The organism is Streptomyces sp. CNB091 (genome assembly GCF_000377965.1).
The window spans coordinates 22,934-34,759 of sequence record NZ_KB899013.1 but is presented as its reverse complement, the minus strand read 5'-3'; the positions used below and the strand labels follow the sequence as shown (position 1 = coordinate 34,759).

13 protein-coding genes and 1 pseudogene are annotated in these 11,826 nt (G+C 69.0%); 8 read left to right on the top strand and 6 right to left on the bottom strand.

Annotated features, from left to right (window positions below; genetic code table 11):
• Nucleotides 1–15: 15 nt before the first annotated feature.
• The 3 genes from D581_RS0132475 (at nt 16) to D581_RS1000000141460 (ending at nt 3,706) form a co-directional block, all read left to right on the top strand.
• Nucleotides 16–1,173, top strand: coding sequence for an acyl-CoA dehydrogenase (locus D581_RS0132475; RefSeq protein ID WP_018961290.1), 1,158 nt, complete (start codon nt 16–18; stop codon nt 1,171–1,173).
• 866 nt (nt 1,174–2,039) lie between these two features.
• A complete protein-coding gene (locus D581_RS0132465) occupies nt 2,040–3,569 on the top strand; it encodes an MFS transporter (RefSeq protein ID WP_018961288.1) in 1,530 nt (509 codons plus the stop codon).
• A complete protein-coding gene (locus tag D581_RS1000000141460) occupies nt 3,566–3,706 on the top strand; it encodes a hypothetical protein (protein ID WP_018961287.1) in 141 nt (46 codons plus the stop codon). The genes D581_RS0132465 and D581_RS1000000141460 overlap by 4 nt, the downstream gene beginning before the upstream one ends.
• 83 nt (nt 3,707–3,789) lie before the next feature.
• On the opposite strand, the gene D581_RS0132455 is transcribed toward D581_RS1000000141460, so the two are convergent.
• A complete protein-coding gene (locus tag D581_RS0132455; RefSeq protein ID WP_018961286.1) occupies nt 3,790–4,362 on the bottom strand; it encodes a dihydrofolate reductase family protein in 573 nt (190 codons plus the stop codon).
• Nucleotides 4,363–4,521: 159 nt separating this feature from the next.
• Between D581_RS0132455 and D581_RS0132450 the strand changes: the two genes are divergently transcribed.
• The gene (locus D581_RS0132450) at nt 4,522–4,992 is read left to right on the top strand and encodes a hypothetical protein (protein ID WP_018961285.1); all 471 of its coding nucleotides are present in this window, start codon (nt 4,522–4,524) and stop codon (nt 4,990–4,992) included.
• 96 nt (nt 4,993–5,088) lie between these two features.
• Here the strand turns inward: D581_RS0132450 and D581_RS0132445 are convergent, their stop codons facing one another.
• Nucleotides 5,089–5,718: a class I SAM-dependent methyltransferase gene (locus D581_RS0132445; protein WP_018961284.1), complete on the bottom strand. Its 630-nt coding sequence runs from the start codon at nt 5,716–5,718 to the stop codon at nt 5,089–5,091.
• Nucleotides 5,719–5,791: 73 nt separating this feature from the next.
• The gene (locus D581_RS0132440; RefSeq protein ID WP_486585906.1) at nt 5,792–6,292 is read right to left on the bottom strand and encodes a glycine-rich domain-containing protein; all 501 of its coding nucleotides are present in this window, start codon (nt 6,290–6,292) and stop codon (nt 5,792–5,794) included.
• A gap of 321 nt (nt 6,293–6,613) precedes the next feature.
• Here D581_RS0132440 and D581_RS1000000138750 point away from each other — a divergent pair.
• Nucleotides 6,614–7,386 (top strand): annotated as a pseudogene (locus tag D581_RS1000000138750) (helix-turn-helix domain-containing protein).
• Between the two features lie 265 nt (nt 7,387–7,651).
• On the opposite strand, the gene D581_RS0132430 reads toward D581_RS1000000138750, so the two are convergent.
• Nucleotides 7,652–8,230 carry a maltokinase N-terminal cap-like domain-containing protein gene (locus tag D581_RS0132430; protein ID WP_018961281.1) on the bottom strand — a complete coding sequence of 193 codons (579 nt, stop codon included), beginning with the start codon at nt 8,228–8,230 and terminating at the stop codon, nt 7,652–7,654.
• Between the two features lie 134 nt (nt 8,231–8,364).
• Between D581_RS0132430 and D581_RS0132425 the strand changes: the two genes are divergently transcribed.
• Nucleotides 8,365–8,889 carry a P-loop nucleotide/nucleoside kinase family protein gene (locus D581_RS0132425; RefSeq protein ID WP_018961280.1) on the top strand — a complete coding sequence of 175 codons (525 nt, stop codon included), beginning with the start codon at nt 8,365–8,367 and terminating at the stop codon, nt 8,887–8,889.
• A gap of 54 nt (nt 8,890–8,943) precedes the next feature.
• Here D581_RS0132425 and D581_RS0132420 read toward each other — a convergent pair whose 3' ends face one another.
• Nucleotides 8,944–9,918, bottom strand: coding sequence for an alpha/beta hydrolase family protein (locus D581_RS0132420; protein WP_018961279.1), 975 nt, complete (start codon nt 9,916–9,918; stop codon nt 8,944–8,946).
• Nucleotides 9,919–10,021: 103 nt separating this feature from the next.
• Between D581_RS0132420 and D581_RS0132415 the strand changes: the two genes are divergently transcribed.
• Nucleotides 10,022–10,591, top strand: a complete 570-nt coding sequence (locus D581_RS0132415) for a TetR/AcrR family transcriptional regulator (RefSeq protein ID WP_018961278.1) — start codon at nt 10,022–10,024, stop codon at nt 10,589–10,591.
• A gap of 85 nt (nt 10,592–10,676) precedes the next feature.
• Here the strand turns inward: D581_RS0132415 and D581_RS0132410 are convergent, their stop codons facing one another.
• The gene (locus D581_RS0132410; RefSeq protein WP_018961277.1) at nt 10,677–11,084 is read right to left on the bottom strand and encodes a RidA family protein; all 408 of its coding nucleotides are present in this window, start codon (nt 11,082–11,084) and stop codon (nt 10,677–10,679) included.
• Nucleotides 11,085–11,164: 80 nt separating this feature from the next.
• On the opposite strand from D581_RS0132410, the gene D581_RS0132405 reads away from it, so the two are divergent.
• Entirely contained in the window at nt 11,165–11,800 is a 636-nt protein-coding gene (locus tag D581_RS0132405; RefSeq protein ID WP_078625989.1) for a TetR/AcrR family transcriptional regulator, read from the top strand.
• Nucleotides 11,801–11,826 lie beyond the last annotated feature (26 nt).

Sequence of the window (11,826 nt, the reverse complement as noted above, 5' to 3'; positions counted from 1 at the left end):
TGGGGAGTGAGCGTCTTGGCGGGTTCGACCGATTTCGACCTGTACCGTCCGGCCGAGGAGCACGACATGCTCCGCGAGACCATCCGCGCGCTCGCCGAGACGAAGATCGCCCCCTTCGCCGCCGCGGTCGACGAGGAGAGCCGCTTCCCGCAGGAGGCGCTGGACGCCCTGGTCGCCTCGGACCTGCACGCCGTCCACGTCCCGGAGGAGTACGGCGGCGCCGGCGCCGACGCGCTCGCCACGGTCATCGTGATCGAGGAGGTGGCCCGCGCCTGTGCCTCCTCCTCCCTGATCCCGGCGGTCAACAAGCTCGGCTCGCTCCCGGTGATCCTCTCCGGCTCCGAGGAGCTGAAGCGCAAGTACCTGAGCCCGCTCGCCAAGGGCGACGCGATGTTCTCGTACGCCCTCTCCGAGCCGGACGCCGGCTCGGACGCGGCGGGCATGAAGACGAAGGCCGTGCGCGACGGAGACTTCTGGGTCCTCAACGGCGTGAAGCGCTGGATCACCAACGCGGGCGTCTCCGAGTACTACACGGTCATGGCCGTCACCGACCCGGCCAAGCGCTCCAAGGGCATCTCCGCGTTCGTCGTCGAGAAGTCCGACGAGGGCGTCTCCTTCGGCGCCCCGGAGAAGAAGCTCGGCATCAAGGGCTCTCCGACCCGCGAGGTCTACTTCGACAACGTGCGCATCCCCGCCGACCGGATGATCGGCGAGGAGGGCACCGGCTTCGCCACCGCGATGAAGACCCTGGACCACACCCGCATCACCATCGCGGCCCAGGCCCTCGGCATCGCCCAGGGCGCGCTGGACTACGCCAAGGGGTACGTCCAGGAGCGCAAGCAGTTCGGCAAGCCGATCGCGGACTTCCAGGGCATCCAGTTCATGCTCGCCGACATGGCGATGAAGCTGGAGGCGGCCCGTCAGCTCACCTACTCGGCCGCCGCCAAGTCCCAGCGCGTCGACGGCGACCTCACGTTCTTCGGCGCCGCCGCCAAGTGCTTCGCCTCCGACGTCGCCATGGAGGTCACCACGGACGCCGTCCAGCTGCTCGGCGGCTACGGCTACACGCGGGACTACCCGGTGGAGCGCATGATGCGCGACGCCAAGATCACCCAGATCTACGAAGGCACGAACCAGGTCCAGCGCATCGTGATGGCGCGCAACCTGCCGTAACGGTGTTCTCGGCCAGGGCCGGAAACGGCTGCTGACCCGTCGACACGACAAAGCCCCCGGAATCGCTCCGGGGGCTTTGTCGTTGTGGGCGGAAGCGTGCGGCTTATTTCCGCGGTGGGAAGCCTGGAATTAATCTCTGACCGACCTGTTGTTGACGACCGTCACCATGCCCGCACATGTGTTGCGATGCCATTCTATTGCCGTGGTCTCCGCTCGGCCGTTCCGTGGGCCGAACGCCGGGGATCGAGGGGCGAGCCGACTGCTCAAGATATGGCCGATTCTCGAATGGGAGGCGGTCGGATCCGTTCCGCTTTCGCTCTCTCCCTGGGCTGCTGCCTTGTCGGGGCGCCATATCGGTAAAGAAAAACATTCCGTTTCGTGGGAGATGAAGCAATGCACTTGCGCCATTGCCCACAGGGCGGGGTCGCTCCACAGGATTTGCCTTGACAGGCCGACTGGGTTCTTGACAGGGTCCGAGGCGAAGAGCGCCGGTGGGAGTAATGATCTCTGGTCCATGGGGCGGCGCCAAGTGCGCATATTGCTGCGCACCGCTGAAAACGGGGGAGAGGCTTCAGTGAATTTGGCGTCGTCATTATTGCTGGACGCCCCCACGTGGATTACCGACGGCCGGGAAAGCGTGAGCGAGATGGTTTCCGCCGGACGCCTGACGGCCGCTGACCCCGAGGAGCCGGCATCCACGGAGGTGCCGGTCCCGGAAGACCTGGCGGCGCCCGAGATGGCTGTTCGAGCCGTCGGCCGCGTGCTCGCCGACACCGGGTGGGGCCCCGCCCGTATCGGCCTGGTCGCCCATGGGCGGACGTACCACCAGGGGCACGACTTCGGGTCGGCGGACCACCGTCGCCTCGGTGGACTCCGCCGTCTCCCGTCGTGTCACCGGTGACCGGATCGGCGGGGACCGCCGTACCTTCCACGGCGCGCTGTTCCAGGTCGGTCGGGTGCCGGTCGGCGCCACCGGCGCGGCCTCGGCCGCCGGGGAGAGCGTCCAGCACTACGTCTTCCCGGCGCAGCCGGCCGCCGCCCTCGCCACGGACTCCGTCACCGCCGCGACCGTGGTCGTGGACTGCGTACCAGGCGCATCCCGTCCCGCGTGTGAGCGGGCCCCCAAGACGACCGAAGGACTGTTCCTCATGACCACCCCCACATCGGCCCCGGTCCTGCCGGGCCGTGTGCTGGCCGTTGCCGTGTGCAGCGCGTTCCTCGTCGGCCTCGACTCGATGATCACGGTTCCGCTGATTCCCGAGATCGCCGCCGACACGGACACGGCCGCCCGTGCGGGCGGTCTGTTCGTCAGTGCCTACGCGCTGCTCTTCGCCCTCGTGGCACCGCTGTGCGGTGCGATGTCGGACCGTCTGGGACGGCGCCGGATTCTCTGCACCGGCCTGGTGATCTTCGCGCTGGCCAACGTGCTCACCGGCCTGGGCGGCGACTTCACCGTCATCCTGATCAGCCGTGCCGTGGCCGGCCTCGGCTCGGCCATGATCATGCCCAGCGTCTACGCCATGATCGCCGAGAACTTCCCGTTCGAGAAGCGCGGCAAGATCATGGGCATCGTCGTGGCCGGACTGCTCAGCTCCACCGTGCTCGGCGTACCGCTCGGCGCCTACCTCGCCTACCTGATGAGCTGGCGCGCCGCGTTCGTCGCCGTCGCGGTCGTCGCTGCCGCCGTCTACCTGATGGTTCTGGTACGGCTCCCGGTCATGGCCCCCAAGGATCCGCAGGAGCGAGCTCCGGGCAACCCGGTGGCGAGCTACTTCGGCATGATCCGCCGCGCCGTCACCACACCCGCCCTGCTCTGCGTACTGGGCTCGACGCTGCTGTGGAGCGCCGCCCTGTACGGCATGTTCTCCAACATCGGCATCTTCTTCGCCGAGCGCTTCGGCTTCAACGAGGCCCAGACCGGATTCGCGATCATGGGGTCCGGGGCGGGCAGCATGGCCGGCGCCCTCCTCGGCGGACGGATCGCCGACCGGCTGGGCAAGCGCCGCGTGCTCGTCGCCGCCGCGCTGGTCGCCGCCGCGGGGGTGAGCGCCGTACCGTTGATCGGCGAGCACCTCGTCCCCGTGCTCATCGTGTTCATCCTGTGGGGAACCGCTGTCGGCGTGGGCCAGCCGGTCCTCAACACCCTGGTGAGCGAGCTGCGCCCGGAGATGCGCGGCACCGCACTGGCCCTCAACGGCTCGGCCCAGTACGCCGGAATGACGCTGGCCACCAGTATCGCGGCGGCCCTCCTCCAGGGCAGCTTCTCCTTCACCACGATCGGCGTGCTCTGCGGAGTCTGCGCCCTGGCCGTCCTGCCCCTGCTGATCGGGGTACGGGTCACCGCGCCCCCGAAGGCCCCGGCGCAGCCTGCTCCCGGGGCGGAGGCCTCCGCATGAGCGCCCCCGCCGGGCAGGAGACGGATCACGGGGAGGTCCTCTTCGAGAGGTTCGTCGCGTTCAAGATTCCGCGCCGCTGTCCGGTGCTCGACGCCCTGCCTCTGATCCGCAACGGAAAGTCGACCGCAAGGAACTGACGGCCCTCCTGGAGGAGCGGGCCCGCCCCTTCTCCGTGGGCACGGGCTGAGGAGGGCGGGCGGGCCCGGCGGTTGCCGCCACGTCAGCGGACGACCTCGAAGACGTTCTTCTGGATGCCGTTGGCGTACGCCTCGTGCTCGACCAGCTTCAGCTTCTGCGCGTCCTTGTCCGTCGCGCTGAACAGGCGCTTCCCCGCGCCGAGCAGGAGCGGGAAGACGAGCAGGTGGTAACGGTCGATCAGGCCGGCGTCCGCGAGGTTCCGGTTCAGCTCGGTGCTGCCGTGGACGATGATCGGGCCGCCCTCGGTCTCCTTCAGGGCGGCGACCTCGTCGAGCGACCGCAGGATCGTGGTCTCGCCCCAGTCGGACACCAGGTCGCCGTCGGTCAGCTGGGTGGAGACGACGTACTTCGGCATCGCCTTGTACCCCGTGAACTCCTCCATGCCCGGCCACACCGGGCTGAACGCCTCGTAGCTCGCCCGGCCCAGCAGCAGGGCCGTGGCCTCGTCCTGCTCCCGGCTCTTGAGCTCGTACGCCTCCGGCAGGAACTCCACGTCCTTGAACGTCCACCCCGAGTTCCGGTAGCCGGGCTCGCCGCCCGGGGCCTCCATGACGCCGTCGAGCGAAACGAAGGCGGTGCTGATCAGGGTGCGCATCAGGTCTCCTGGCTGTGTCGTTGCGGGGCCCGGTCGGTGCCCGGCGTCGCCTCTCAGTCTTACGGAAGTACAGACCGCACACTCCGCGAAAACTCATCGGCCCCGCACCGCGCACCGCCCCCCGCCACACCCCGGCCTCGGCCGGTAGCCTCCCTCCCCATGACCGAACTCGACAGGCTGACCGCCCTCTTCGCCGCGCTGGGGGCGGATGGCGACGCCCACGACTGGGCCGAGTCCGAGGCGGAGGAGGGGCTGCCGCAGCTTGCCCGCTACCGCCTCCTGCGGACGGTGTGGCAGGACATCGACGCCTGGGGCACGGCGGCCCCGCAATGGGTCGACGCCTACCGCAGCGACGGGGCGGCGGCCGACGCCGTCGACCGGGCCCTCGCGGCCGGGCTCACCCCCGAGGATCTCGGCGCACTGGCCCGCGAGGTCGCCAGGGAGACCGCGTTCGGGGTGCTGCACGCCCTGGCGGACCCGGCGGACGGGTCGCTCCCGGCGGAGGTCGAGGCGCAGCTGCCCGGCTGGCGGCTGGCGGAGCTGAACCCGGCCGGAGCGCCGACGGGCCGCCATCTCGACGCGCTCCACGAGGACTTCGCCGAACTCGAACCGAAGGGGCCTGTCGGATGACGCTGTCTCATTCGTCCAGCCCTGGACACTACTGAAGTACCCGCGTGCCGGTTCGGCGCGTGGGGTGGCACGCCACCCAAGGGCTGTCATGCGCGGTCAGCACGCCAGCGCGCGTACGAGCATCGTGCCCACGGTCATGCCCTGCGGCGGATCGATCAGTGATGCTGACACTGCCGCGAATCCGTGGCCTGTGAGTAGGTGTTCCCATGCGTCGAGGCTGTGGTTGTGACGCAACCCCGCCCCGCCCGGCTTCACATCTTGGCTTCCGGCGGGGAGGTGGGAGAACGCGAGAGTGCCCCCCGAAGCCATACGGGACCGAATCAGCGGTAGCAGGGTGCGCGGATCGACGAACCACACGGCGCCGAAGATGGAGAGCACGACGTCAAAGGTCTCGTCCGTCTCGCTCAGAAATGCCGTCACCTCTGCCGTGCGAAACTCAAGACCCGCCAGGCCGGCCCAACGCTCCTTCGCGACAGTTTCGCGAGCAGGCGCAACGTCCACTCCCAGACCCGTCGCGCCGAGCGTGACCAGATGTGCCAGGTTGCTCCCGCTGCCTGAGCCGAGTTCCAGCACCCGACGTCCGGCGACGGGGCCTAGAACGCTCTCGTTCGGTCCGTGATCGGCGTACTGAGTCCAGTTCAGCCACGTCGTCTCGCCCGTGGCGTTCACTGCCCTGCGCGGCTTGCTTCCGACCGCGTATTTGTCCCAGGACTCAGCCAATGACATGCGGTGATCCTTTCCAGCGGAAGGGGCCTACTCCCAACGTACGGGGTAGGCCCCAACTCAACGGCTATGCAGTCTACTTGGGTGAGTCGTGGCACCCGGCATGGCACTGGTTGCAGTCGGCTGCACTCTCCATGCCCCACAGGTCGGGGGCGATCGCGAACCCGGCCGCCTTGATGGCCTTGATCGTCTGCTCCAGGACCAGCGGGCCGCCGGTCCTGGAGTCGTGCCCGTCCCGCGTCGCCTCGTCGTCGCTGAGGCATTGGACCCCGGCAGCCGTTCCCGGAAGCTCGGGAACGTGGTGGATGTACCGGCCGAAGTGCCGGTTGGTGAAGTGGTGATAGGGGATCGAGTCGAGCATGAACGAGTGCCACGCCTCGTCCACCTGCTCGGACGGACCCGTGAGAAGGTCCGGGTTCTCGCCGCACGTGACCAGGTAGGCGATGGCCTGCCCGAACTTGGCTTCCGCCAGTTCGCGTGTGTTCTCCGGGTTCCGGAGGAGAAGGGCTACCTCCCGCTCCCACACGTCCGGCGTGACGTACGTCTTCGGGTCGCGGATCACTACTGCCGTATTCATGCTGGCTTGCCTCCACGTAGTTGGATGTCCGACGTGCTCCGTTCATGCCGTCCGCGTCTGCACCTGGGACACAGGCACGGGGGCATCACGCCAGTCGCGAGGGGCTCCCCGCCCTCACCCTCGTACAGGGTTCGAGGCTCGGTCTGCGTACCGTCGGCTGTCACCTTGTAGGCGCTGATGCGGATGGACATGTCGACCATGCTCCGGATTAACCTCGACCATCGCGGCGACGTTCGAGGCAACCCTCAGGCGTCATGTCGGTGTCACTCAGAGGGCGTCAAACCGGTGTCATTCGAGGTGCTGCCTGGCTAGCCTCGGACCATGACGACTACGCCCGAGCGTGACCGAGTTCCCAACGACGTACTCACCTCCGTACGCAAGTCGATGAACCTGAGCCAAGACGAGTTCGCCAGGGATTACGTGGCGCGGGGGAAGAACTGGGCGAACCGAACGACGCTTCCAAGCGACTCGTGCAACGCTGGGAGTCCGGGAAGACCAGGACGTGCCGCCCCCTGTACGCGCGAGCGCTGAAACAGTTCACTGGCCGCGCCCCCGAGTCGCTGGGGTTTGCGATCCCTATGACACGCGTCCACTCAGACGGCGCAGGAGGCCACGACATGGAAGCTGGAGAAGTCGGCACGACCAGTGCCGTCACAAGCCCGGAGCCGGAGACGCAAGGCGAGTACGCGGGGATCTGGCTGTCTCGGTACGAGTTCTACTCGTCCAGCCGTGACGAGACGTTCGACTGCAAGCACCATGTCGTCATCGTCCAGCACGGCAACAGGCTGACAGCCCAGAGCTTGCCTGGAGCGTCGACCAACCCGGACAGTCCTCTGTCTCTGGACCTGTCCGTGGACCGGAACATCATCACAGGCACGTGGACGGAACAGACGGCGGTGGACGGCTACTACCACGGCGCCCGTTACCACGGTGCCGTCCAGCTACTGATCGAGCCGACAGGCCGCCGCATGGCAGGCAAGTGGGTCGGCTTCGGGAAGGACTTCGACGTGAACAGTGGACCCTGGGAGCTCCGCCTACTCGACCGCTCCACGGGACGGGCCAGTGTCGAAAGGTACTCGTCTTCCCCAGAGTGAGTGGCAGGCTGGTCACGTAACCAACGTGCCAGAGCACCGCTTCTGGACCGATCCTGGGGGAATCCTGGGCGGCTACCTCACTTGTGGGGTGTTTTGGCAGGTCAGGTGAATGTATGCCATAGAGCACCCAGATCTACGAAGGTACGAATCAGGTCCAGCGCATCGTGATGGCGCGCAACCTGCCGTAACGCCTCCTCCCGACGGCCCCCGGCGCGGCGCCGGGGGCCGTTCGTATGGGCCCCGCCCACGGCGGGAGTGACGGACGCTACTGCGGCGCGACGGCCGCCAGCTCTCCCCGTACGGCTGTTCCGTCCGGCCAGGTCCAGCCGGCGACGAGACTCCCCGGAGACCCCTGCTCGGCTTCCGTCGCCCGCAGGACGCGGTTGATCCGGACGTCGGCGCCCTGGTCGGCACCGACCCCGTACACGATGACGGTCGGGTCGGGGGTGTCGCTCACACTCTGCTGCTGCGGCTTCGCCTCGCCGCGGAGAAGGGCGCGCAGCCGTGCCAGCACCACCGGGTCGTGGGCGCCGTCGTAGATCCACCGGGTGCCGAGCACCCCGTGCTCGGAGGTGCCGATCAGCGCCTCCTCGGGGGCACCCTCCAACGCCGCGCCGCGGTAGCCCAGCGGCACCAGATACGCCACCGGCTCCTGCCCGGCCGTGTCCGCCACGACCATGAACTCGATCCCGACCTCCCCTTCCGGGTCGTCCAGCCGGAACCCGCCGGCCTTGACCAGCTCCGGCGTCTCCCCGGAGCCCGCGTACCAACTCTGCTTCGGCAGCCAGCCGGTGAGCAGCTCCAGCTTGGTGGGCTCCATGGTGGTGCGGTGAACGGTTGCCATGCGGGCTCCCTGATACGTAGGTCGGTCCGTCGTCACGACGGATGTGTCCGAACCTACGGGTAACGGTCGCTCCGGGGCGCGGAGTATTCGGCCGCGCCGGACCCGGAGAGCTCGGCCGCGCCTAGAGTGGAGCGATGATCATCTGGCTGAACGGAACCTTCGGCGCGGGAAAGACCACCACCGCGAAGGAGGTGACCTCGCTCCTCCCGGACTCCCGGCTGTTCGACACCGAGAAGGTCGGCGAGATGCTCTGGCACGTGCTCGGCGTGCCGGAGAAGGACTTCCAGGACTTCCCGCCCTGGCGGGGCCTGGTGGTGGAGACCGCGCGGCAGGTGCTCGACCATGTGGGCGGAACGCTGGTGGTCACGCAGACGGTTCTGGTCGAGCCGTACTGGCAGGAGATCCACGCCGGTCTGACACGGGCCGGTATCCCCGTGCACCACGTCCTGCTGCACACGGACCGGGACACGCTCGTCGAACGCATCGAGACCGACAGCGCACCCGAGAGCGCCGGCGCCCGCCAGTGGCGGCTGGACCATCTGACCGACTACGAGCGGGCCCTGCCGTGGCTCCGCCGGGAGGCCCGGGAGATCGACACGACGGGTGTCGTGCCCGCAGAGGTGGCGGAGACCGTCCTGCGAGGGGTGCGTGCCGGCTGACCGCCGCCGGGTCATGCCGCCAGGCGGCCACAGGCTCACGTGTCGCCCACGGGTTCACTTGGCGACGACGCTCCATGTGCCGTCGTCGGCCGCAGCGGAGTTGTCGAGGGCGCTCCACGCGGCGTGGTCGAGCTTGAGGGCGTCGAGGAGGTAGGCGGAGACCGCGTCGGCGACGAGGGCGACGCGGGCGGGGTCCTCGTCGGTGGTCTCGGCGACCGCCTCGCCGGCGAGGCCGCCCAGGGTGTGCTCGCCCTCGGCGATGGTGAGCAGGCTCTTCGGGGACGGGCTGAGGTGGTAGGCATCGGTGAACCAGTCCGGCCCCCGGGTGGAGAGCTGGGACCGGTCCTTGCCGCCCGCGACGACCAGGGCCGGGGTGGTCATGGTGGAGTAGTCCGGCCTCATGAACGGAAGGTGTGCGGCCGCGAACGGGGTGAGGGTGTCGCCGGTTCCGGTAGCGGCGATCAGCGCGCCGGCCGACACGGCGGGGTGGGAGAAGTCCTCTCCGGGAACCCCGTCGGCGTCCAGCACACGCGCGCCGAGGATTGCCCCGGCGGTCTGCGCGCCCCAGGAGTGGCCGACGACCGCGATGCGCTCATGATCGACGCGGGTCTCCAGGCCGCCGGCCTGGACAAGGATGTCGCCGAGGCCGTCGAGGACCGCGTGGAGGTCGGCGATCCGGACGCGCCAGACGGTGGCGAAGCGCGGATCGTCCCACCCGATGCCGTTGCGGCGGGAGTCCAGGTGGGTGGGCTGTACGACGACGAATCCGGCGGCCGCCCACCGGTCTGCGAGGGGTCCGTATCCGTCCATGGACCAGGCGTTGCCGTGGGAGAAGACGATGACGGGAAGGTGGTGGCCCGACACCGGGGCGGTGACCTTCACCTGGAGGTCGAGGGCGCGGCCGGGCGTGGGAACGGTGATGGGCTTGACCGCGACGATCCGCTGGTCGCGCTGGTCGCGCTGGTCGCGCTGGTCGCGCTGGCCGTCGCGGTCGAGATCGGGGTCTGGGCCGAGGTGGCTGGAAGGCATGGGAGACCTGTGCTTTCTCCACGGGATGGCTCTGCCATACTTTGGCGGAGCACCGTTCCGCCAACTTAGCGGAACATTGTTCCGCGAGTAAAGGGAGAGCCTCGTGCCGGAGTCGGTCGGAGTACGCCAGGCGCAGGCGCAGCGCACCCGCGACGGCGTGCTGGCGGCGGCAGCGGCGGTCTTCGTGGGCCAGGGCGTCCAGGCCCCCATCCGTGACATCGCCGAACGCGCCGGCGTCGGCATCGGCACGATCTACCGGAACTTCCCGACACGGGCGGACCTCGTCACCGCCGTCTACCGGCACCAGATCGACATCTGCGCCGCACTCGCGCCCCGGCTCCTGGATGAATCGGCCTCCCCGTTCACCGCCCTGACCGGCTGGGCGGACGCGTTCGTGGAGTTCCTGGTGACGAAGCACGGCCTCGGCGCCGCCCTGGGATCCGGTGATCCCGGGCTGGAGAACCTCCACGCCCTCATGCTCGACACCCTGGTCCCGGCCTGCGCCACGCTGCTCGACGCCTGCGTCGCCGCCGACGAGATCGCCCCGGACGTCACCGCCTACACGCTCATGCGCGCCATCGGGAACCTCTGCATCACCGGCCCCGACTACGACCGGGCCGACGCCGGGCGCATGGTCGCGACCCTCCTCGCCGGATGCCGTCGCCAGGCGTAGCCGCAGGAAGGACCCGGCCCCGCACCGAGGGCGCGGCGCGGGGCGCGGGGCCGAGCGTGGAGTCTCCCTGCTCGCAGTGCTACGGCTATTCGATGACCGCGGTGGCTTCGACCTCGACCAGGAGGTCCGGTTCTCCCAGCGCCGCGACGCCCAGCAGGGTGATCGGCTTGACCGGGTCGATGCCCAGCTTCGCTGCCGCCCGGCCCACGCCCTCGCCCAGCAGCGGCATCTTCTCGGGGCTCCAGTCGACGACGTAGACGGTCAGTTTCGCCACGTCGTCGAAGGAGCCGCCGATCGCGGCCAGGGCGGTGGCGATGTTGAGGTAGCACTGCTCGACCTGAGCGGCGAGGTCCCCTTGGCCCACGGGCCGGCCGTCGGCGTCGCGCGCGACCTGTCCCGCGAGGAACGCCAGCTTCGAACCGGTGGCGACCGACAACTGCCGGTAGGCCTCGGGCTTCGGCAATCCCTCGGGGTTGAACAGCGTCACCGGCATGAACGGCCTCTTCCTCTTGGGTCAGGAGCAGCAAGATCAGCCCTCATCAAAGCATAGCGATGCTATGTATTGTGTGGCGGATGGCAAGGACGAAAGATCCAGCGGTCCGCTCCCTGCTCCTTGAGAGGGCCGGTCAGATGCTGCGGACGAGGCAACCGGTCACCCTGCGCACCCTGGTCGCCGGAACCGGCGTGTCAACGATGGCCGTCTACACGTACTTCGGCGGTATGGACGGTCTCTGGAAAGCGCTGCGACAAGAAGGCTTCACCCGCCTGGCCACCCGTCTCGCAGCCGTCAAGATGTCGGCGGACCCGGTACGAGACCTCGCCGCCCTGGGTGGCGCCTACGTGGCCAACGCCCTGGAAACCCCTGACCTGTACCGCGTCATGTTCGACGCGGGTTTCGACCTCGAAGACACCGGCGCCGCAGACGAAACCCTCCACCGGCTCGTCGAGGCCATCGAGCGGGCCAAGGCGAGCGGCCGCTTCCGTGACGAGGTCGACCCGCTGGAACTGGCAACACAGAGCTGGACCATCGGCCACGGACTCGCATCCCTCGTCGCCACAGGCCCCCTGCCACACCGGACCCTTGTTCACGGGGTCCCCATGCTGACCGCCCTGTTCACCAGCGCGGGAGACGGGCCCGCCCGATGCCGCCGATCGGTCGAGCGCGGCTGGGGCAGGCCGGCCGGCCCCAGCTCGCCCCAACTCTCGTGACCGGAGGGCGCGACCGGAGAGGCAGG